This is a genomic window from Streptomyces malachitofuscus (genome assembly GCF_055571035.1).
This window is the reverse complement of the sequence record NZ_JBVIGA010000010.1, coordinates 17514-37106: the sequence shown is the minus strand read 5'-3', so window position 1 is coordinate 37106 and position 19593 is coordinate 17514. Positions and strand designations below refer to the sequence as shown.

The window sequence follows — 19593 nt, the reverse complement described above, 5'->3', positions numbered from 1 at the left end:
ACCTCCCTCGAACAAATCCTGACAGCCCGGCGGCGCCATTCGAAGATCCTTCCGAAGACCCATTCGATCGAACGTCCGTTCGAACAAATCTCCGGCGATCCCAACTGGCGCCGCGCGAGGTGCTGTTGCGAGCAGTGTGCCACGGCCTTCCAGACCGTCACACAGCACTCTGCATTTTTCAGAGTGACACTTGCCAAGTGTTCACGGCGGGGCGATAGTGGCAAGCGTGATTCCGTCCGCGCCCTTAGGAACAGACGCCGCCGCAGGTTCCGTCGGCCTCGGCGCCGCCTCGGCACCAGCCCCCTCGGAGGCCGCTGCCGAGCGCCGGTTCCGTTTCGAACTGGCCGCTCATCCGGGTTCCCCGGCTCAGGCCAGACGCCTGACGAGGGCACGGCTGACCGGCTGGTCGGTGTGCGAGGACATCTGCGACACGGCGGAACTGGTCGTCTCCGAACTGGTCACCAACGCCATCGTGCACACCGCGAGCAGCCACGTGGTCTGCGAGCTGCACGACGGCGACGATCTGGTGCGCATCGCCGTGCGGGACGAGGGCTGCGCACCGGACCTGCCGCGGGCGAACACCCGGCAGCGGCCGGAGGAGGAACACGGGAGGGGGTTGCTCCTCGTCGACGCCCTGTGTCATGCCTGGGGCGCCCACGAGCACGGTCCAGGGCTGCTGGTCTGGGCCGACCTTCCCCGCGGGGCGGACACTCCGCTCGACCCCGCGGAACCGCGCAACGACCTGGGCTGGGGCGCCCGGCCCAAGCCCGGCCCGGACGGCGGCCCGGACGGCGGCCCGGACGGCGGCGACAACGAGCCGGACGGCGGCGGGACCACCCAGTCGCACCGGCCGGCGCGGACACCGGCGGCCGCCCCGGACGCACACCCGGCGGCGACGTCGGACTTCACTCCGCACCAACGCGTCCACCGGGACGGGGGCCGGGCGTGACAGGCGCCAGTGGCACCCGGGTGCTGAGCCTGAACTCGCTGGTTAACCTCCAGCGCGGACGGAACACCCCGGCCACCCCCCGCCGGCTGCCGGTACCCGACGGCATGACGGCACCCATGGGCTGCGACGCGGTGGCGGTACCTGCCCGCTTCGGCCCGCTGGTGCTGCCCCGACTGCCCCGGGTGGGATGCGTCTACGCCGATGAGGCGCACTGGTGGTGGCTGGTCCCGTCCGACTCCGACTACGCGCTGGAGTGGCCCGCCCCCGCGCACTACGCGGCCGGCGCGGTCCTCCCCGACGCCGGGGCCCCCGAGCTGCCCGGTCTGATCCATCGTCCCGACGGCACGCTCCCCTACACGCCGCCGATACCCCTCTACCTGGCTCTGTGCCGCCTGACGGACACCACCCCCGCCTGGTCCCGTCCGGTCAGCGCGTAGGCGGCCTTCCGGGACCCTCGCCCCCCCGGGTGCCCTCGACGCCGCTCAGGACCTCGGCGTCATGCGTCCGCTCACGCCGTCACATCACCGCCGCCGTCGCCGCGGACGATCACCAGGAACATGTCGGTAGCGAGGTCCATGACAACCTCGGCGGGCAGTCCTTCCAGGCGCCGCGCATGCGCGAACTCCTCCGCCGGCCATGAGCCGCGCGGTCCACCTGCGGGAAAGCGTTCGAGCACCGTTCGCCCGTTCACCCTGCCACCTCCATGTAGCGCTGTACTCGTAGAGTTAAACGCCAACCATGGGGCGAACGCCTCGCTCAGTGACGGTACTGAGACGTAGTTGACACCCGTTCACCGCCACGTGTGAGCGGGCTCTCAGCTTTTCGGAGTAATCCGTCACCTTCCGTGTCAGTCGTCGTACTCGTCGTGATACCGGACACGCTCCCCTCCCGCAGCCGCCCCGAGAGCCCACGCGCGCCCCTCGGGTTCCTCCCACGCCTCCTGCCTGCCGAGCGCGGTGAGGTCCAGCAGGCTGGTGGTCGAGCCGAGCCCTTCGATGCCTCGCCCGTAGGCCGAGTACGTGTGGAAGACCTGGTCGCCGTCCCGCAGGAAGCAGCTCAGCCCCGACCGCTCGACCAGCTCCCCCTCGAACTCGAGGGTCACGTCGAAATCCTCGTTGAAGACGCCGGGGTACGAGGAGTACCAGGGCACCGTCCACCCCATCCGCGCCTTGAACGGCAGGATCCTCGTGTACGGCGCCCGGGAGACCGCGGCGAAGGAGGTGCCCCGGGCCCCGAGGTGGGCGAGATGTCCGATCTGGTCCAGGAACGCGGAGCAGCCGCGGCACCCGGCCTCCCATTCGGGGGCGAACATGAAGTGGTGGACGACGAGCTGCTGCCGCCCCTGGAACAGATCCAGCAGCGTGGCCCTGCCGTCGCCGCCCTCGAAGGCGTACTCCCGGTCGATCAGGACCATCGGCAGCCGGCGCCGCTCGGCGTTGAGCGCGTCCCGCGCGCGGGTGACGGCCTTCTCCTTGGCCAGCAGTTCCTCGCGCGCCGCGCGCCACTCGGCACGCGAGACGATCTCCGGAAGCGACATGGTTCCTCCTGTGCAACGGTCCCGTTGCAAGGGGTGACTGCGGGCGCGCTCCGAACTCATCGCCCGGCCTGGATGTTTTCAGGTGTCGTAGTCCTGGACACGCCGTCCGTGGCTCCGGTCGACCAGCGCCGGCAGCCGCTCCCCCAGCTCCCGCAGCACCTCGGGCACGTCGATGGTGAGCAGCTCACGGTCCCGCATGAGGACGCGGCCGTCGACGATCGTCGTACGGACGTCGGCGGCGCGGGCGCTGTGCACCAGGGTCGCGGCGAGGTCGTGGACCGGCTGGGTGTGTGGTCCGGTGAGGTCGACGAGGACGATGTCGGCGCGGTGGCCGGGCGCGATCGAGCCGACGCTGCCCGCGAGGCCGACCGCGCGTGCGCTCTGCAGCGTGGCGTGGTGCAGGGCCTGACGAGAGGTCAGCCAGCGGGGGTCGTCCTCCGTCGACTTCTGGATCAGGGAGGTGAGGGCCATCGACTCCCACACGTCGAGGGAGTTGTTGGAGGCGGCGCCGTCCGTTGCGAGCCCCACCGGGATGCCGATGTCCCGCAGCGCCCGCACCGGTGTGGTGGTGGGCCAGGCGAACTTGAGGTAGCCGCGGGGCGCGGTGGCCACGGCGGTACGTCCCTCCGCACGCTCCAGAAGCGGCAGATCGCTCTCGACGATGCCGGTGCCGTGGGCGATGAGCACGTCCGTGTCGAGGATCCCGGTGCGGGACAGGACCTCGACGGGGGTGACGCCGTGCCGGGCGAGGGAGGCCTCGGTCTGGTCGCGGTTCTCAGCGGCGTGCAGATGGACGGGCAGCCCGTGGGTGCGGGCCAGTTCGGCGGTGGCGGCGAGGTCCGCGTCGTTCACGGTGTAGGGGGCGTGCGGGGCGAGCGCGGTGGTGATGCGGCCGTCCGCCGAGCCGCGGTGCCGCAGCGCGAACTCCACAGAGTGCTCGCGCCCCTGGGCGCCCTGGGAGGAGAAGTACGCCTCCCCCAGCAGTGCCCGCATCCCGCACTCGGCGACCACGGCGGCGACCGCGTCCATGGCGAAGTAGTGGTCGGCGAAGCAGGTGACGCCGCCCCGGATCATCTCCGCGCAGGCGAGCCGCGCCCCCAGTTCCACGTCCCGCTCGGTGAGGTTGGACTCCACGGGCCAGACCACGTCGTTGAACCACTGCTCCGTCGGCAGGTCCTCGGCGAGCCCGCGAAGGGCCACCATCGGGGCGTGCGTGTGACAGTTGATCAGGCCGGGCAGGGCGACCTGTCCCCGGCCGTCGATCCACTCGTCGGCCGCCCGTCCCACGACCGCCTCGGCGCGGGTCACCTCCGCCACGACCCCGTCGCGTACGACGACGGCCGCGTCCTCCGCGAAACCGGTCCGTTCTTGATCGTCGTGCGTGAGGACGGTGCATCCGGTGATGATGAGTCCGGCGGGACTCTCCACGGCAGAAGGCGTCATCCCGACAACGTACGACGCCTTCCTGACCCGGAGTGAGCCGAACCGCGACATCCCCGTCGCGGCTCTGTCGCGGGGCGGGCCGGGCGCGCACCCTGGCCTCACCACGAGCCCGCCCACGGCTGAAAGGGGCCCTGAATGCTCCTCGGCACCTGGAACCTGGAGAACCTCTACCGGCCCGGCGGCCCTTTCGGGCCCGCGGACGAGGCCACGTACGAGTCGAAACTGGCCGCGCTCGCGGCCGTGATCACGGAACTGGATCCGGCGCTGCTCGGCGTGCAGGAGGTCGGCGATCCCGGCGCGCTGGAAGATCTGGCCGGGATGCTGGACGACGACTGGCGGATCGCCCTGTCCGAGCACGCGGACGGCCGGGGCATACGGGTCGGCTTCCTGAGCCGTACGGAGCTGACGGTGATCGCCGACACCGCGGCGTTCCCGCCGAAGCTGCACCCGGTCCAGGCGGACGACTCGGGGCTGACGGCCGGTGCGGCGGGCCGGGGCTTCCTCGCGGTGGAGGTGACGGGTGAGGACGGGTCGCCACTGCGGGTGGCGGTCGCTCATCTGAAGTCGAAGCTGCTGTCGTATCCGGACAACCGGTTCCATCCGCGTGACGAGGGCGAACGGGCCCGCTACGGCGCCTACGCCCTGTACCGGCGGGCGGCGGAGGCGGCGGCGCTGCGCGCCCTGGCGGACGAGTTGCTCGACGGTGACGGGCGGGACCGGGACGTGGCGGTCCTCGGCGACCTCAACGACGAGGTGCAGGCGGCGACCACGCAGATCCTGCTCGGCCCGCCCGGTTCGGAGATCGGCACGCCCGGCCACGACCGTCCGGACAACGGCGACGCCGCGCGGCTGTGGGACGTCGCCCCGCTCATCCCGGCGGCGCAGCGCTATTCGCGGGTGAACTCCGGGCGCCGGGAGCTGATCGACCATGTGCTGCTCAGTCACCGTCTGGTGCGCCGGGTGACGACGGCGGGCACGGGCCTGCCGGACGAGGGCCCGCCGCGGCTGCCGTCGGTCGGCGCGGACCCCGGGGAGCGTCGCGGCACGCCGGGGTCGGACCACGCACCGGTGTGGGTGCGGGTGGCCTGAGCGGGGTCGTCACCCGGCGACGCGCAGTGCGGTCGAGGGGAGCCCGGCGCGTTCGTGGCGCCGGGTGAGTTCGTCCCGCAGTTCGGTGAGCCGTGCCAGGTGCCGGGGGCCGAGCCCGCCGGTGTCGTCGAGGTGGACGGCACAGGCGGTGGTGGTGTCGACGAGCAGTTCGAGGCTGGCGGCGATCTCGTCGGTGCCGTCCGCGTGCCGGGCGAGCGTGGGCAGTTCGGCGGAGGCGAGGGCGATGGCCGTGCGGGCTTCCGCGAGGGTGCGGTACGCCTCGCGGCGCAGGGCCCAGCGGGCCTCGCGGTCGCCGGAGCCGCCGAGGACGTGGTCGAGGTAGGCCTGTGCGGCGCCACCCGCTTCCGTGAGCCGGGCCCGGATGGCGTCACCACGCCGGCCCGGCATCGGGAGATGACCGACGACCAGCACGACGGCGCAGGCCAGCAGGGTTTCGCCGATCCGGCCGGCGGAGGCCTGGGGTTCGCCGGCGGCCATCACCAGGGCGAGCACCAGCACGGTGACGACGGCGGTCTGCGCGGCGAAGTGCCGCGCGGCGAACGGGATCAGCGCCCCGCTCACCACGACCAGGGCGACCAGCCCTCCCGGCCGGGGCAGCACCGCGGCGAAGGCGGCGAACAGGAGGGCGCCGAACACGGTCCCGGCGGCCCGGGACAGCACCCGGGACGCGAGCGGCCCGAGGTCGGGCTTGACCAGGAACACGACGGTGGCGGGCAGCCAGTACCAGTGCGCGTGCTGCCCGTACCAGCGGGCGTGGTGCAGGGCCTGGGCGATGGCGACGCCGGCACCGAAGCAGAGGGCGACCCGCATTCCGTACTCCCGGCCCCGGGCGCCGGTGACGGTCCGCAGCCGGGCGGCCCGGGACCGCTTGCGGCTGTGCAGGTCGCCGCCCGCGCCCGAGTCGAAGGCTTCCGCGGCGCGCAGCAGGGCGTCGTCCAGGGCGCGCAGGGCGGGCGCGGACCGGGAGGGGGCGGGCAACGGCCCGGTCGGGGTGCCGCCGCGTACGGCGGCGGCCAGGCGCCGGGGGCCTTCGGACGCACGGGCCGGTACGGCCTCACCCGCCCAGGCCAGTGCGGTCGCGGCTTCGGCGAGCGGCAGGGCGGCGGCGTACTGCGCGTGCAGCCGGCGTTCGGCCGCGGAGGAGGCGTACCGCCGCAGCCGGGGGCCGGTGAGCGCGTCCTGTGCCTGGTCGAGGGCGGCCGTGAGCGCGGCCCGGCGTGCGGTGGCGTGCGGGGTCCCGGTGGCGTCGAGCAGCGCGGCGATGGCGTCGTACACCCCGGCGACGGCGCCCCGTTCACCGTCGAAGCGGAAGTCCAGCCGGAAGGTGGCGGCCAGCGACTCCGGCAGCGCCAGCCGCAGCAGCAGGAGCCATCCGGCGCCGGCGAGCAGGGCGAGCGCCCGCAGCCAGCCCGGTTCGGGCAACGGCATCCCGGCCCCGACGGCCGCGCCGACCAGCAACTGGGTGCCCACGGCGGAGCCCACGGGCCCCGGCGCGCTGACCGCACCGGCGATCAGTGCGAGCCCGGTGAGCAGCAGCGTGAGCGGTACGGCCGCGAGGTGTTCGCCCGCGTACGTCCCGACGGCCAGCCCGGCCGCGCCCGCGAGCGCGGGTCCCCCGATCCGCCCGACCGAGGACCGCCGGCTGCCGGGACGGTCGTTGATGCCGGCGAACATGGCGCCGATGGCGGCGACGACCCCGAGGGTGGGCCGTCCCGCGAGGACGGCCGCGAGCAGCAGGGGCCCGCCGCCCAGCGCGCCCCGCGCGACCGCGCCCCAGGCGACCGGCCCCCGCTGGGCCCGCAGGGCATGGGCGAGCCAGGGGGGAACGGCACGGGTGGAACGGCTCACGGGGCTCCGGTCGTCGCGTCGGAATCGGAATCGAGCTCACGGACGACACTGACCGGGCCGGGGAAACGTGGCTCCCACGGTAACCGGTGCGGTGGCAGGAAGGTGAACGGCCGTGTTTCCGGGAGGTGACGATCCGGAGGGGGCCGTGGTGTCCGTGGACCCGCATGAGGGCCGCCTCGGGCCACCGCCGTGGTGACGGCATGGATTGCTCTATTGGAGGTAAATATGACGCCCCGCGCGCCCGATCACCGCCATGCGCATACGCTTCCGGTAGGGGGAGGAAAGGCCCGCGCCATTCCTGCCGAGGAGAGCCGATGGCTGAACGCACTGCACGTAGACGCGGTTATAAAGAAGGTGTCGGCGGTGAAATGCTCGCCGAATTCCTGGGGACGTTCGTCCTGCTTCTGCTGGGCGCCGGTTCCGTGGCCGTCGCCGTGGTCGGCCTACCCGGGTCGGGACGACAGGCGGTGGAATTCGGGCCGGCCAACTGGCTGATCATCGCATGGGGCTGGGGCCTCGCCGTGGTGTTCGGTGTCTATGTGGCCGGTGGCATCAGCGGCGCCCACATCAACCCCGCGGTGACGCTGGCCTTCGCCGTACGCGGGGACTTCCCGTGGCGGAAGGTCCTGCCGTACTGGCTGGCCCAGGTGGTGGGCGCCTTCGCCGGAGCCGCGCTCGTCTACGCCTGCTACCGGTGGGCGATCGACGCGGCCGAAACCACCGCAGGAGTCCCACGGGACGAATCACTGGCCACCTACTCCATCTTCGCGACATTCCCAGCCGAGTATTTCGGGGATTCGTGGTGGGGTCCGCTGCTCGACCAGATCGTGGGAACAGGAATCCTTCTTCTGCTCGTCTGCGCGCTCATCGACCTGCGCAATGTGGCCCCCCTGTCGAATCTGCATCCGTTCCTCATCGGCCTGGTGGTCACCGTGATCGGACTGACGTTCGGCACCAATGCCGGATACGCCATCAATCCCGCGCGAGATTTCGGGCCACGGCTGTTCACCTACTTCGAGGGCTGGGGCTCGATCGCACTACCCGGGACATTCGGGTGGTTCAGCAGCTACTGGTGGATTCCCATCGTGGGCCCGCTGATCGGCGGCGTCGTCGGTGTCGGCGTCTACGACCTGCTCATCAAGCCGGTGATCAACGCCAGGGCGGGAGCGCAGGAGGAAGGCCCCGCCACCGAGGAACCGTAGTCCCCAGGCCCTGTCGTCACACCAGGAGAGGTGGCAGCGATGCCCGAATTCGTCGGCGCGGTGGACCAGGGGACCACCAGCACCCGCTTCATGATCTTCGACCACTCGGGGAACGAGGTGGCGAAGCACCAGCTCGAGCACCAGCAGATCCTGCCGAGGTCCGGGTGGGTCGAGCACGACCCGGTGGAGATCTGGGAGCGCACCAACACGGTGATCCAGAACGCCCTGCGGGACGGTGGTCTCACGGCCGACGACCTGCGCGCCATCGGTATCACCAACCAGCGCGAGACGACAGTGGTCTGGGACCCGCGCACCGGCCGCCCGTACTACAACGCCATCGTCTGGCAGGACACCCGCACCGACCGCATCGCCGCCACCCTCGAACGCGACGGTCACGGCGACGTCATCCGCCACAAGGCCGGACTGCCGCCGGCCACGTACTTCTCCGGCGGCAAGATCAAATGGCTGCTGGAGAACGTGGACGGGCTGCGCGAAGCCGCCGAGGCGGGCCACGCCCTGTTCGGCAACACGGACGCCTGGGTGCTGTGGAACCTCACCGGCGGACCCAACGGCGGTGTGCACGCCACGGACGTGACCAACGCCAGCCGCACCATGCTGATGAACCTGGAGACCCTGGACTGGGACGACGAGCTGCTGGGGATCTTCGGCATCCCGCGCTCCATGCTGCCGGCCATCCACCCCTCGTCCCACCCCGACGCGTTCGGCCAGGCCCGCACCTCCCGGCCGCTGGGCGCCGCCGTCCCGATCACCGGCGTGCTGGGCGACCAGCACGCGGCCACCGTCGGGCAGGTCTGCTTCTCCCCCGGCGAGGCCAAGAACACCTACGGCACGGGCAACTTCCTCGTGCTCAACACCGGTACCGAGCTGGTGCGTTCGCGCAGCGGGCTGCTGACGACGGTCGCGTACCAGTTCGCCGGCGCTCCCGTGGTCTACGCGCTGGAGGGCTCCATCGCCGTCACCGGCGCCGCCGTGCAGTGGCTGCGCGACCAGCTGAAGATCATCGGAAGCGCCCCGGACAGCGAGCAGCTGGCGCGCACGGTGGAGGACAACGGCGGGATGTACTTCGTTCCCGCCTTCTCCGGCCTGTTCGCCCCCTACTGGCGTTCCGACGCCCGCGGCGCCATGGTGGGGCTCTCCCGGTACAACACCGGCGGGCACATCGCGCGGGCCACACTGGAGGCCATCTGCTACCAGAGCCGCGACGTCGTCGAGGCCATGGAGCAGGACTCGGGTGTGCATCTGGACGTGCTCAAGGTCGACGGCGGCGTCACCGCGAACGACCTGTGCATGCAGATCCAGGCCGATGTGCTGGGCGTGCCGGTGAGCCGTCCCGTGGTCGCCGAGACCACCGCGCTGGGCGCCGCCTACGCCGCCGGGCTCGCCGTGGGCTTCTGGCGCGACACCGACGAGCTGCGCACTCACTGGCAGGAGTCGAAGCGCTGGGAGCCGCAGTGGAGCGAGGAACGCCGCCAGGAGGGCTACCAGGACTGGAAGCGGGCCGTGGAACGCACCATGGACTGGGTCAAGGTCACCTGAGGACCTGACCGGCGGGGCCGCGGGTCAGCGGTCGGCGATGTCCTCGCGAAGACCGTCGGAGAACTCCCACCACGACAGCGGGAGCCAGTCGCCGTTCACATAGGCGTCGACCGTGGCACCGCGACCGCGGACGGTCACCGTCGTGCCCGGCGGATAGGTGGTGCCGGACAGCCCGGGCACGGCGACCAGCAGTGTTCCCAGCCTCTGCGCTGCCATCTCCGCCCTTTCCTCTCGCGATACGACTCGGGGTACGGCGCCGGTTCGTACCGGACGACACCGAAAACGATATTCAGGAATTATTACCGGCTTGCCCCGTTCAGCGGACCGGAGAATCATGAGATATCGGTCACGCGGACCATCGGGAGAGGTGCGGCAACCGGACACATACGCCACCGAGTGGAGGTCGTGGTCATGAAGGCCGTCGTGTACAAAGGACCGTTCGAAGTCGCGGTCGAAGAAGTCGACAACCCCACCATCCAGCATCCGAACGACGTGATCGTACGGATCACCTCGACCGCCATCTGCGGCTCCGACCTGCATATGTACGAGGGCCGCACCGCCGCCGAACCCGGCATCACCTTCGGCCACGAGAACATGGGGACCGTCGCCGAGGTCGGCCCGGGCGTCACCGGGCTCAAGGAGGGCGACCGTGTGGTCATGCCCTTCAACGTCGCCTGCGGATTCTGCACCAACTGTGTCGAGGGGTTCACCGGATACTGTCTGACCGTCAATCCCGGTTTCCCGGGCGGCGCCTACGGCTACGTCGCGATGGGGCCGTGGAAGGGCGGGCAGGCCGAATACCTGCGTGTGCCCTACGCCGACTTCAACTGCCTGAAACTGCCGCCGGGGCAGGAACACGAGAACGACTTCATCCTGCTCGCCGACATCTTCCCCACGGGCTACCACGGCTGTGAACTCGCCCAGGTCCGCCCCGGCGAGAGCGTCACGGTGTACGGCGCGGGCCCGGTCGGTCTCATGGCGGCCTACTCGGCGCTGCTGCGCGGCGCACGGAAGGTGTTCGTCGTGGACCGGGTCCCCGAGCGGCTGCAGAAGGCCGAGGAGATCGGGGCGATCCCGATCGACTTCTCCAAGGGCGACCCGGTCGAGCAGATCCACGCGCAGACCGAGGGCATGGGCACTGACAAGGGCATCGACGCCGTCGGCTACCAGGCGTCGGCCGGCGGCGGCACGGACCGCGAGGAACCGGCGACCGTGCTGAACTCCCTCATCCGTACGGTACGGGCCACCGGAATGCTCGGGGTGCCCGGGCTCTACGTCCCCTCCGACCCCGGCGCCCCGGACGAGCAGTCCAAGCAGGGCATGCTCCTCGTCGCGGTCGGCAAGCTCTTCGAGAAGGGCCTGCGGATGGGCACCGGACAGTGCAACGTGAAGCGCTACAACCGGTTCCTGCGCGACATGATCATCGAGGGCAGGGCGAAGCCGAGCTTCGTCGTCTCCCACGAACTGCCCCTGGGCCAGGCGCCGTCCGCCTACGACAAGTTCGACAAGCGGATCGAGGGCTACACCAAGGTGGTGCTGCGCCCGTAGCCGCGAGGCGCGCGGGAGCCGTTCCGAGGCCTCGGCCGTAATTCGGATGCGGCGGCGGGCGGACCGGTGGACGATCGACCACGGCGTCGACCGTCCACCGCTCCAGGAGCCGCCGTGATCCAGCGTGTCACCGTTCCCACCCTGTTCCCGCCGCCCTCCTACTCCCACGCCTCCGTCGTCGAGGCGGGCACCAGGCTGGCGTTCCTCGCCGGTTCCGTCCCGCTGACCGCGGACGGGAAGCTGGTCGGCGAGGGGGATGCGGTACTCCAGGCCCGGCAGGTGATCGCCAACCTCGAGGAACAGCTGAGGGCGGTGGGCAGCTCCCTGGACCAGGTCGTCACGACCGATGTGTACGTGGTGAGCGGTGAGCCCGCCGTGCTCTCCGCCGTGTGGGATGTCGTCGAGGCGTCCGGGCTGAGCACCGGGCCCCACTCGTCGACCCTGATCGGTGTGGCCTGCCTCGGCTACACCGGGCAGCTCGTGGAGATCACGGCGACGGCGGTCGTCCCCGACGGCGCCGGGTCGTGACGGTCCCCGAGGGGGCCGTCACGCTGCGCCGGGCCCTCCCCTCCGATGCCGGGGCCGCGGCCGTCGTGTGGCTGCGGTCCTTCACCGCCGCGCTGCCGGGCGTGGTCCGGCCCCGTACCGACGACGAGGTCCGGGAGTACTTCCGGCACGTTCTGGTGCCCCTGCGTGAGACGTGGGTGGCGGAGACGGCCGACGAGGGCGTCGTCGGCGTGCTGGTGCTGGAGGGTGAGGAGCTGGAGCAGCTGTACCTCGACCCCGGGTGGCGCGGGCGCGGGCTCGGTGACCGGTTCGTCGCGCTGGCCAAGCAGCGCAGTCCCGCGGGGCTTGCCCTGTGGACCTTCCAGGTCAACGCGCCGGCCCGTCGCTTCTACGAGCGGCACGGATTCACGGCCGTCGAGCGGACCGACGGCTCCGGGAACGAGGAGCGGGAGCCGGACGTGCGGTACGTGTGGCGGCCGTAGGACACCCGGGCCTCGGCGTCGGACGCGGCGGGCGTACCGCTCACCTGCTTTCCGGTGTGCCCAGTCCCGCCGCGCCGGCCGCGGTGCGCAGTACTTCTCGGAGCATCTCGGGGGTGAGCCGGCCGGTGAAGGTGTTGCGCTGGCTGACGTGGAAGCAGCCGAACAGGTCGAGGCCCGGGCCGTCGGGGGCATCCAGCGTGACGCGGGCGCCGTGTGCGAAGGCGGGCCGGGGGCGAGGTACGGTCCAGCCGGCCTCGGCGAACGCCGGCAGGGCGGCCTGCCAGCCGAAGGCACCGAGGACGAGGGCGGCCCGGACCGTGGGGCGCAGCAGGTGCAGCTCCTGCACCAGCCAGGGCCGGCAGGCGTCCCGCTCCTCGGGGGTGGGCTTGTTGGCGGGCGGGGCGCAGTGCACGGGCGAGGTGACGCGTACGCCGTACAGCCGCAGGCCGTCCGCCGCGTGCACGGAGGCCGGCTGCGAGGCGAGCCCGACGTCGTACAGGGCCTGGTACAGCACGTCCCCGGAACGGTCCCCGGTGAACATCCGGCCCGTGCGGTTGCCGCCGTGCGCCGCCGGTGCCAGCCCGACGATCAGCAGCCGGGCGTCCGGCGGTCCGAATCCGGGTACGGGCCTGCCCCAGTACGTCCAGTCCGCGAACGCGGCGCGCTTGGTACGGGCGACCTCCTCACGCCAGTCGACCAGCCGGGGGCAGGCACGGCAGCCGGCGATGCGCTGGTCGAGACGGGAGAGGCCGCTGGGGTCCATGGCTCCACGGTAGGTGCTGCCGGCGGCCGGAAAATTTCGGCACCGGCGGTGGCCCCGGGGTTAGGGTCGGGACCATGGCTTCTGAGAGTGCCGAGGACCCCAGAACCGCCGCTGCGGTGGCCGCCGCCGAGGCGGCAGGGCCGGGGGCCGGTGAGTCCGTGCGGATCGACAGCTGGATCTGGTCGGTGCGTCTGGTCAAGACGCGGTCCCTCGGCGCCGCCGCCTGCCGGGGCGGGCACGTCCGGGTGAACGGCGAGCGGGTGAAGCCCTCGCACTCCGTGCGCGTCGGTGACGAGGTGCGGCTGCGGGCCGAGACCCGGGAGCGGATCGTGGTCGTCAAGCGGCTGATCCGCAAGCGGGTGGGCGCTCCGGTGGCCGTCCAGTGCTACATCGACAACTCGCCGCCCCCTCCGCCCCGCGAGGCCGTCGCCCCGGCCGGTGTCCGCGACCGCGGCGCGGGCCGCCCGACCAAGCGCGACCGCCGCGAGATGGAACGACTGCGCGGGCTCGGCGGCCCGGTCGGATTCGGCGGGCCCGGGGAGAGCGGCGCCGGTGACCCGGGCGCCGGGCCCGGAGGGCGCCGCGCGGCCGGCCGCGGCACGCTGCCGGGCGGGACCGGTGGCCGCGGCGGCTCGGGCACCCGGGGCACGCAGGGCGGCCGCCGGTCCCGCGGCCGGGACACCGGCGGCACGAACCGGCCTTGACCGGCCGGACGCGGCAGAGCGCCTCGGACCGGCCTGCGGAGAACGCCGACGGCATCGCCGCCGCACGGTGGCCCGCCCCGGCGGCAGACGCTGCCGCGGGCACCCCACGCCCCTGACCGGCCGGGCACGGACAAAAGCCCGGGCCCGCCCTGCACGAACCACCGCCCGCCACCGCGAACAGGCTCCGACGCGGCGGCAGAACTCGCGCCCGCACCCCACGGCCCCGGCCCGTTCTCCCGGCCGGGGCCGCCCTCACCGCCCGGGGAACGGGCGGGTGGCGGCCTTGGTTCGGGGTGGCTGTCAGGGCCGGCGGCGCAGCAGGGTGACCAGGTCCGCGTTGTGGGACCGGCGGGCCCAGGCGATGAGGACGAGCGGCACCAGCAGGATGAGCGGGGTCGCCGCGTGTTCGCCCTCGAAGACCATGATCTGCGTCACGAACGCACCCACCATCAGCGCGGCCAGGCCCATCGCCGCCGCCGACTGGAGCACGGGCACCAACAGGCCGACGGCCCCTGCCAGTTCGAGCAGGCCGATGGCGTACATGCCCGGGCTGCCCCAGCCCATCTCCTCGAAGGGCTCGAGGGCGGTCGAGTGCGCGATCAGCTTGGGCAGCGCGCTGGCGGTAGCGAAGAACAGTGCGAGCAGCACCTGCACGGCGCGCAGCGCGATACGGGCACGCCGCCCGCGAGGAGTCGCGGACTCGGCGACAACGGCCCCCTGGGACACGGCGTCGGAGGCGGTGGTCGCGGTGCGGGCGGTGGTCTCGGACATGTGGGGCTCCTGGGGATGCGGTCCGTTTCGGTGTCGGAGAGGTAGACCGCCCTTCGCCCGAGAACTCATCGCTCCTCGCCGCTATTTCCTCGCTCGGTCGTCGTCCGCCGGGACGGCTCTCACCCACACCCGGTCCTCCGTCAGATACCGGTCCACCCTCAGTCCCGCCTCCCCCAGCGCCTCCTCGAACTGCTGCCTCGTCAGCGGGCGGGCGCGGAAGGTCTGGGTCCAGACCGCGTCCGGGAACACGTACTCCGCGCGCACCGAGTCGACCCCGTCGCCGACCGGCTCCGCCGACACGATCCGCACGGTGAAGCCGGCCGGGTCGACCCGCTCGCGCGGCACATTGCTGTGGAAGTCCTCGCCCTCCCGCTGGATCAGTACGCATCCGCCCTTCACCAGATGCCGTACGCAGGTGCGCAGCATGCCCCGCCGTACCTCGACGTCCCCCGCATGCACCAGGAAGGAGGCGAGAAGCACCACGTCGAACGTCTCGCCGAGGTCGAGCTTCTCGATCGCGTCGCATATCGTCCGGGCGCCCCGCACCCGCTCCAGCATCCCGGCGGACTCGTCCACCGCCGTGACGTCGAAGCCGCGCTCCAGCAGCGCGTGCGTCATACGCCCCACACCGCTGCCCAGCTCCAGCACCCGTGCTCCGGCCGGCACGGCGGCGGCGATGATGTCCGGCTCGTCCCCGACGGGCAGCCGCGCATAGAGCTCCACCGCACAGCCGTCCGGAGTGATCGCCCCTGGCCCCGTCCCCTCGTACCCCTCACGCATTTTCAGCTCCATGCCCGTCCAACGGACCGCGTCCGCACGCCCGTTCCCCCGCCTCGTGGATTCACCCGACCGAGTGAGTCCCGGTGGTCGGCCGGGCGGTGAGGCGGGGGTTCCGGGGCACCCGGGCCCCGGAGGCCGGGCACGAGCGGTGGTGAGGACGATGCGTACGGGCAGTGAGCCGGCGACCGCGCGCAGTGCACTGCGGATGCGGTTCTGGCTGAGCGTGTGGGGCGAGGTCTGGACGGTGGCCGGGACGGTCGCCTTCGCCCTCGCGGGCCATCCGGGCTGGGCGCTCGCGTGCGGGGTGCTGTGGCTGCTCGTCACGGTCGACATGGCCTTCGTCGTCCGGCACATCCGCCAGGGACCGCACTATCAGCCGGGGCGCGATGTCCCTCCGTACGAGCCGCCGAAGCGGCCTTAGTGGTCGTCCGTCACTCCTCGAAGCGGGCGGCCTTCAGGTACTCCGGGTTGGGGTCCAGTGCCGCCGCCAGCCGGAAGTGACGCTTGGCCGGGTGGGAACGGCCCTGCCGCTGGTAGGTGCGGGCGAGCGCGAAGTGGGCGAAGGCGTTGTCCGGCTCGCGCTCCAGGACGAGGGAGAACTCCAGCTCGGCGGGCCGCAGCTGGGCGGCGGCGAAGAAGGCACGGGCACGCAGCAGCCGGGCGGCGGTGTTCTCGGGGTGGACGTCGATCACGCCGTCGAGCAGTTTGACCGCACCCCGCGGGTCCCGGGAGGCGAGCAGGTGCTCGGCGGCACGGAAGTCGATGACATGCGTCTCCGGCGTACGTCCGGTCGAACCGCTGGTCTCGGGCACGGCGGAATCCTTCCCTCGCTGAACGGCTTCAACGCCCCGCCCGCGGTCGACTATTCCTGGGACGGCTTCCGGGACGCGCGGGCCCGGTGGACGAGGTCGGACCACACGTCCTTGACGCGTTGTTCCAGCTCGTCGAGGGGACCGTCATTGTCGATGACGATGTCGGCGATCGCCCGGCGCTGCTCGCGGGTCGCCTGGGCGGCCATCCGTGCCCGGGCGTCCTCCTCGGTCATGCCGCGCCGGCCCACGAGCCGCTCGAGCTGGGTGGCGGGGCTCGCGTCGACGACGATCACCAGGTCGTAGAGGGACGCGAGGCCGTTCTCCGTGAGGAGGGGGACGTCGTGGACGACCACGGCGTCCTCGGCGGCGGCCTCCTCCAGCTCGCGGGAGCGGGCGCCCACCAAGGGGTGGACGATCGAGTTGAGGAGGGCCAGCTGCTCCGGGTCGGCGAAGACGACGGAGCCCAGTTTCGGCCGGTCGAGGCTGCCGTCCGCGGTGAGGACGTCCTCGCCGAACGCGTCGACGACGGCGGCGAGCCCCGGTGTCCCCGGCGCGACGACCTCACGCGCGATGCGGTCCGCGTCGATCAGCACGGCACCGCACTCGACGAGCAGCCGCGACACCTCGCTCTTGCCGGCACCGATGCCGCCGGTCAGCCCCACTGTCAGCATGCACAGCAGCCTAGGGCCTGCCCGCGGCACCGGGGCCGCGGGGCGTCAGTTCTCGCCCTCCCGCTCCGCGAGGAAGCGCTCGAACTCGCGGCCGATCTCGTCGGCGGATGGGATCTCCACCGGCTCGGCGAGCATGTTGCCCCGGGTCTCCGCGCCCGCCGCCGCGTCGTACTGGTGCTCGAGACCCTGCACGAGGGCGGTGAGCTCGTCGTCGCCCTCCTGGATCTGGCGGTCGATCTCGGTCTGGGTGCGGTGGGCGTCGGTGCGCAGCGCGTGCGCGACTCCGGGCAGGACCAGGCCGGTGGCGGCCGTGATGGCCTCCAGGGCGGTCAGTGCCGCGTCGGGGTACGGGGACCGGGCGATGTAGTGCGGCACATGCGCGGCGACGCCCAGGACGTCGTGTCCGGCCTGCATCAGCCGGTACTCGACGAGGGCCTCCGCGCTGCCGGGAACCTGGGCCTCGTCGAAGGGGCTGTTGCCCGCCGGGACGAGGTCGGCGCGGTTGCCGTGCGGGGTGATGCCGACCGGGCGGGTGTGCGGGACGCCCATGGGGATGCCGTGGAAGTTCACCGACAGGCGTACGCCGAGCCGCTCCACGATCTGCTGGACGGCGGCGGCGAAGCGCTCCCACTCGATGTCCGGTTCGGGCCCGGACAGCAGCAGGAAGGGCGCCCCGGTGGCGTCCTGGACGAGGCGCACCTCGATGGCGGGCACCTCGTAGTCGCTCCAGCGGTCACGGGTGAAGGTCAGCAGCGGACGCCGGGCGCGGTAGTCGACCAGCCGGTCGTGGTCGAACCGGGCGACGACTTGGTGGGGCAGCGAACCGAGCAGCCGGTCGACGATCTGGTCCCCGGTCTCGCCCGCGTCGATGTATCCGTCGAAGTGGTAGAGCATGACAAGTCCGGCCGACTCCTGGGCCAGCGCCATGTCGACGACGCCGAGCCCCTTCGGCTCCCATGCGTACAAACCCTGCGGATCAAGCACAGTGACCGCTCCTCCTCGTGTTCGTACAACACAACGTGGCATGCGGCACTGACATTCCCCGGCGGGGGCGACTCCCGCCGGATCGCGGGAAATTGCGCCACCGGCCGGCCCGCCCGCCCTGGACCGGGGCAGCGCCGAGGGGCCGCACCCTCACGGGTACGGCCCCTCGGTCGACGGTCAGGGAGCGAGCGTCAGCTCTGCCCGCCCGCCAGCTTCTCGCGCAGAGCGGCGAGCGCCTCGTCCGAGGCCAGCGCGCCGGACTGGTCGCCACCCTCGGAGGAGTACGAACCGCCACCGGACGCGGCCGGAGCGGCGGCCTCGCCACCCTCGGCGGCGGCCTTCTCGTCCGCCTCGCGGGACTTGATGACCTGCGCCTGGTGCTGCTCGAAGCGCTGCTGCGCCTCGGCGTACTGGCGCTCCCACTCCTCGCGCTGCTTCTCGTAGCCCTCGAGCCAGTCGTTGGTCTCGGGGTCGAAGCCCTCGGGGTAGATGTAGTTGCCCTGGTCGTCGTAGGACGCGGCCATGCCGTACAGGGTCGGGTCGAACTCGACCGCCGACGGGTCGGCACCGAAGGACTCGTTGGCCTGCTTCAGCGAGAGGCTGATGCGACGGCGCTCGAGGTCGATGTCGATGACCTTGACGAAGATCTCGTCGTTGACCTGGACGACCTGCTCCGGGATCTCCACGTGGCGCTCGGCCAGCTCGGAGATGTGGACCAGACCCTCGATGCCCTCGTCCACGCGGACGAACGCACCGAACGGAACCAGCTTCGTGACCTTGCCGGGCACGACCTGGCCGATCTGGTGGGTGCGGGCGAACTGCTGCCACGGGTCTTCCTGGGTCGCCTTCAGCGACAGGGAGACACGCTCGCGGTCCATGTCGACGTCGAGAACCTCGACGGTGACTTCCTGGCCGACCTCGACAACCTCGGACGGGTGGTCGATGTGCTTCCAGGAGAGCTCGGAGACGTGGACCAGACCGTCGACGCCACCCAGGTCCACGAAGGCACCGAAGTTGACGATCGAGGAGACGACGCCGGAACGGACCTGACCCTTCTGGAGGGTGGTGAGGAACGTCTGGCGGACCTCGGACTGGGTCTGCTCAAGCCAGGCACGGCGGGACAGGACCACGTTGTTGCGGTTCTTGTCCAGCTCGATGATCTTGGCCTCGAGCTCCTTGCCCACGTAGGGCTGGAGGTCGCGGACGCGGCGCATCTCGACCAGGGAGGCCGGGAGGAAGCCACGGAGGCCGATGTCGAGGATGAGACCACCCTTGACGACCTCGATGACGGTACCGGTGACGATCCCGTCCTCTTCCTTGATCTTCTCGATGGTGCCCCAGGCACGCTCGTACTGGGCGCGCTTCTTCGAGAGGATCAGGCGGCCTTCCTTGTCCTCCTTCTGGAGGACGAGGGCCTCGATCTCGTCACCGACGGCGACGACCTCGTTGGGGTCGACGTCGTGCTTGATCGAGAGCTCGCGGCTCGGGATAACGCCTTCGGTCTTGTAACCGATGTCGAGCAGGACCTCGTCCCGGTCGACCTTCACGATGACGCCGTCGACGATGTCGCCGTCGTTGAAGTACTTGATCGTCTCGTCGATCGCGGCGAGGAAGGCTTCCTCGTTACCGATGTCGTTGACCGCTACCTGCGGGGTGGTGGCGGTGGTCTCGGTGCTGCTCGTCATGTGGGAAAGGGCTCCGGTACGGACATTGAAGTCGTAGGTACTGCTACGCCGGAGCCCGTTTCGCTCTGCAGAAGCCGGACAGCCAAGGAAGCGTCCCACCGTTGACCAGTGATGACGCCTCGAGAACCGAGGGGACATACAACAGATGCGAGCGCAGCCTGCTATGTCTGAGGCACGCAGGCTCGCAGCGCAACTTGTAGCATACGGGGGCAGCCGGACAGGGTCAATGCGCGAAGCCGC

Annotated in this window: 22 protein-coding genes; 10 read left to right on the top strand and 12 right to left on the bottom strand. The window is 71.6% G+C overall.

All coding sequences use genetic code 11. From position 1 onward, the window contains the following. Nucleotides 1-217: 217 nt before the first annotated feature. Together ACZ44S_RS16270 and ACZ44S_RS16265 are read left to right on the top strand one after the other, a co-directional pair. Complete coding sequence (locus tag ACZ44S_RS16270; RefSeq protein ID WP_466929272.1) at nt 218-949, top strand: ATP-binding protein; 732 nt, start codon at nt 218-220, stop codon at nt 947-949. Next, nucleotides 946-1386 carry a hypothetical protein gene (locus ACZ44S_RS16265; protein WP_466929269.1) on the top strand — a complete coding sequence of 147 codons (441 nt, stop codon included), beginning with the start codon at nt 946-948 and terminating at the stop codon, nt 1384-1386. The genes ACZ44S_RS16270 and ACZ44S_RS16265 overlap by 4 nt, the downstream gene beginning before the upstream one ends. A 71-nt stretch (nt 1387-1457) precedes the next feature. On the opposite strand, the gene ACZ44S_RS16260 is transcribed toward ACZ44S_RS16265, so the two are convergent. The 3 genes from ACZ44S_RS16260 to ACZ44S_RS16250 form a co-directional block, all read right to left on the bottom strand. Beyond that, nucleotides 1458-1640 carry a hypothetical protein gene (locus ACZ44S_RS16260; protein ID WP_149552605.1) on the bottom strand — a complete coding sequence of 61 codons (183 nt, stop codon included), beginning with the start codon at nt 1638-1640 and terminating at the stop codon, nt 1458-1460. Nucleotides 1641-1796: 156 nt separating this feature from the next. After that, nucleotides 1797-2486, bottom strand: a complete 690-nt coding sequence (locus ACZ44S_RS16255) for a DUF899 domain-containing protein (protein ID WP_466929266.1) — start codon at nt 2484-2486, stop codon at nt 1797-1799. 78 nt (nt 2487-2564) lie between these two features. After that, on the bottom strand, nt 2565-3929 hold the full coding sequence (locus ACZ44S_RS16250; protein WP_466929264.1) for an amidohydrolase: 1365 nt from the start codon (nt 3927-3929) through the stop codon (nt 2565-2567). Nucleotides 3930-4064: 135 nt separating this feature from the next. On the opposite strand from ACZ44S_RS16250, the gene ACZ44S_RS16245 reads away from it, so the two are divergent. Continuing rightward, nucleotides 4065-5018, top strand: a complete 954-nt coding sequence (locus tag ACZ44S_RS16245; RefSeq protein ID WP_466929261.1) for an endonuclease/exonuclease/phosphatase family protein — start codon at nt 4065-4067, stop codon at nt 5016-5018. A gap of 9 nt (nt 5019-5027) precedes the next feature. Here ACZ44S_RS16245 and ACZ44S_RS16240 read toward each other — a convergent pair whose 3' ends face one another. Beyond that, complete coding sequence (locus ACZ44S_RS16240; protein ID WP_466929259.1) at nt 5028-6887, bottom strand: FUSC family protein; 1860 nt, start codon at nt 6885-6887, stop codon at nt 5028-5030. A 314-nt stretch (nt 6888-7201) separates the two neighbouring features. On the opposite strand from ACZ44S_RS16240, the gene ACZ44S_RS16235 reads away from it, so the two are divergent. After that, entirely contained in the window at nt 7202-8089 is an 888-nt protein-coding gene (locus tag ACZ44S_RS16235) for an MIP/aquaporin family protein (protein ID WP_466929256.1), read from the top strand. 39 nt (nt 8090-8128) lie between these two features. Further along, nucleotides 8129-9646, top strand: coding sequence for a glycerol kinase GlpK (glpK, locus tag ACZ44S_RS16230; protein WP_466929254.1), 1518 nt, complete (start codon nt 8129-8131; stop codon nt 9644-9646). Between the two features lie 24 nt (nt 9647-9670). On the opposite strand, the gene ACZ44S_RS16225 is transcribed toward glpK, so the two are convergent. Beyond that, a complete protein-coding gene (locus ACZ44S_RS16225) occupies nt 9671-9862 on the bottom strand; it encodes a hypothetical protein (RefSeq protein ID WP_361030153.1) in 192 nt (63 codons plus the stop codon). 195 nt (nt 9863-10057) lie between these two features. Here ACZ44S_RS16225 and ACZ44S_RS16220 point away from each other — a divergent pair, with 195 nt between their 5' ends. The 3 genes from ACZ44S_RS16220 to ACZ44S_RS16210 all read left to right on the top strand — a co-directional run bounded on the left by ACZ44S_RS16220 (nt 10058) and on the right by ACZ44S_RS16210 (nt 12183). Further along, entirely contained in the window at nt 10058-11194 is a 1137-nt protein-coding gene (locus tag ACZ44S_RS16220) for a glutathione-independent formaldehyde dehydrogenase (RefSeq protein WP_466929252.1), read from the top strand. A 114-nt stretch (nt 11195-11308) separates the two neighbouring features. Then, entirely contained in the window at nt 11309-11722 is a 414-nt protein-coding gene (locus ACZ44S_RS16215; RefSeq protein ID WP_466929249.1) for a RidA family protein, read from the top strand. Continuing rightward, entirely contained in the window at nt 11719-12183 is a 465-nt protein-coding gene (locus ACZ44S_RS16210) for a GNAT family N-acetyltransferase (protein ID WP_466929246.1), read from the top strand. The genes ACZ44S_RS16215 and ACZ44S_RS16210 overlap by 4 nt, the downstream gene beginning before the upstream one ends. A gap of 40 nt (nt 12184-12223) precedes the next feature. On the opposite strand, the gene ACZ44S_RS16205 is transcribed toward ACZ44S_RS16210, so the two are convergent. Further along, nucleotides 12224-12946 (bottom strand): uracil-DNA glycosylase, encoded by a 723-nt coding sequence (locus tag ACZ44S_RS16205; protein ID WP_466929243.1) that lies wholly within the window; start codon nt 12944-12946, stop codon nt 12224-12226. A 74-nt stretch (nt 12947-13020) separates the two neighbouring features. Between ACZ44S_RS16205 and ACZ44S_RS16200 the strand changes: the two genes are divergently transcribed. Then, the gene (locus tag ACZ44S_RS16200) at nt 13021-13650 is read left to right on the top strand and encodes an RNA-binding S4 domain-containing protein (RefSeq protein WP_466929241.1); all 630 of its coding nucleotides are present in this window, start codon (nt 13021-13023) and stop codon (nt 13648-13650) included. A 300-nt stretch (nt 13651-13950) separates the two neighbouring features. Here ACZ44S_RS16200 and ACZ44S_RS16195 read toward each other — a convergent pair whose 3' ends face one another. Then, nucleotides 13951-14421, bottom strand: a complete 471-nt coding sequence (locus tag ACZ44S_RS16195; protein ID WP_466929238.1) for a DoxX family protein — start codon at nt 14419-14421, stop codon at nt 13951-13953. Between the two features lie 81 nt (nt 14422-14502). Further along, complete coding sequence (locus ACZ44S_RS16190) at nt 14503-15201, bottom strand: class I SAM-dependent methyltransferase (RefSeq protein WP_466929235.1); 699 nt, start codon at nt 15199-15201, stop codon at nt 14503-14505. A 160-nt stretch (nt 15202-15361) separates the two neighbouring features. Here ACZ44S_RS16190 and ACZ44S_RS16185 point away from each other — a divergent pair, with 160 nt between their 5' ends. Beyond that, nucleotides 15362-15622 carry a DUF6343 family protein gene (locus ACZ44S_RS16185; RefSeq protein WP_466929233.1) on the top strand — a complete coding sequence of 87 codons (261 nt, stop codon included), beginning with the start codon at nt 15362-15364 and terminating at the stop codon, nt 15620-15622. Nucleotides 15623-15632: 10 nt separating this feature from the next. On the opposite strand, the gene ACZ44S_RS16180 is transcribed toward ACZ44S_RS16185, so the two are convergent. The 4 genes from ACZ44S_RS16180 to rpsA all read right to left on the bottom strand — a co-directional run bounded on the left by ACZ44S_RS16180 (nt 15633) and on the right by rpsA (nt 19353). Next, entirely contained in the window at nt 15633-16013 is a 381-nt protein-coding gene (locus ACZ44S_RS16180; protein WP_190161959.1) for a tetratricopeptide repeat protein, read from the bottom strand. A 50-nt stretch (nt 16014-16063) separates the two neighbouring features. Continuing rightward, entirely contained in the window at nt 16064-16684 is a 621-nt protein-coding gene (gene coaE, locus ACZ44S_RS16175) for a dephospho-CoA kinase (protein WP_466929230.1), read from the bottom strand. A 45-nt stretch (nt 16685-16729) separates the two neighbouring features. Further along, a complete protein-coding gene (locus ACZ44S_RS16170; protein ID WP_466929227.1) occupies nt 16730-17668 on the bottom strand; it encodes a PAC2 family protein in 939 nt (312 codons plus the stop codon). Nucleotides 17669-17859: 191 nt separating this feature from the next. Beyond that, nucleotides 17860-19353, bottom strand: coding sequence for a 30S ribosomal protein S1 (gene rpsA / locus ACZ44S_RS16165; protein WP_466929224.1), 1494 nt, complete (start codon nt 19351-19353; stop codon nt 17860-17862). Nucleotides 19354-19593: the final 240 nt, after the last annotated feature.

Bases quoted from the DNA above. Each gene is read 5' to 3' on its own strand.
- ACZ44S_RS16245 (WP_466929261.1), top strand. From the start codon at position 4,065: ATGCTCCTCGGCACCTGGAACCTGGAGAACCTCTACCGGCCCGGCGGC.
- coaE (WP_466929230.1), bottom strand. From the start codon at position 16,684: ATGCTGACAGTGGGGCTGACCGGCGGCATCGGTGCCGGCAAGAGCGAG.
- ACZ44S_RS16205 (WP_466929243.1), bottom strand. From the start codon at position 12,946: ATGGACCCCAGCGGCCTCTCCCGTCTCGACCAGCGCATCGCCGGCTGC.
- ACZ44S_RS16250 (WP_466929264.1), bottom strand. From the start codon at position 3,929: ATGACGCCTTCTGCCGTGGAGAGTCCCGCCGGACTCATCATCACCGGA.
- ACZ44S_RS16190 (WP_466929235.1), bottom strand. From the start codon at position 15,201: ATGCGTGAGGGGTACGAGGGGACGGGGCCAGGGGCGATCACTCCGGAC.
- ACZ44S_RS16185 (WP_466929233.1), top strand. From the start codon at position 15,362: ATGCGTACGGGCAGTGAGCCGGCGACCGCGCGCAGTGCACTGCGGATG.
- ACZ44S_RS16225 (WP_361030153.1), bottom strand. From the start codon at position 9,862: ATGGCAGCGCAGAGGCTGGGAACACTGCTGGTCGCCGTGCCCGGGCTG.
- ACZ44S_RS16200 (WP_466929241.1), top strand. From the start codon at position 13,021: ATGGCTTCTGAGAGTGCCGAGGACCCCAGAACCGCCGCTGCGGTGGCC.
- ACZ44S_RS16195 (WP_466929238.1), bottom strand. From the start codon at position 14,421: ATGTCCGAGACCACCGCCCGCACCGCGACCACCGCCTCCGACGCCGTG.
- ACZ44S_RS16235 (WP_466929256.1), top strand. From the start codon at position 7,202: ATGGCTGAACGCACTGCACGTAGACGCGGTTATAAAGAAGGTGTCGGC.
- rpsA (WP_466929224.1), bottom strand. From the start codon at position 19,353: ATGACGAGCAGCACCGAGACCACCGCCACCACCCCGCAGGTAGCGGTC.
- ACZ44S_RS16255 (WP_466929266.1), bottom strand. From the start codon at position 2,486: ATGTCGCTTCCGGAGATCGTCTCGCGTGCCGAGTGGCGCGCGGCGCGC.
- glpK (WP_466929254.1), top strand. From the start codon at position 8,129: ATGCCCGAATTCGTCGGCGCGGTGGACCAGGGGACCACCAGCACCCGC.
- ACZ44S_RS16220 (WP_466929252.1), top strand. From the start codon at position 10,058: ATGAAGGCCGTCGTGTACAAAGGACCGTTCGAAGTCGCGGTCGAAGAA.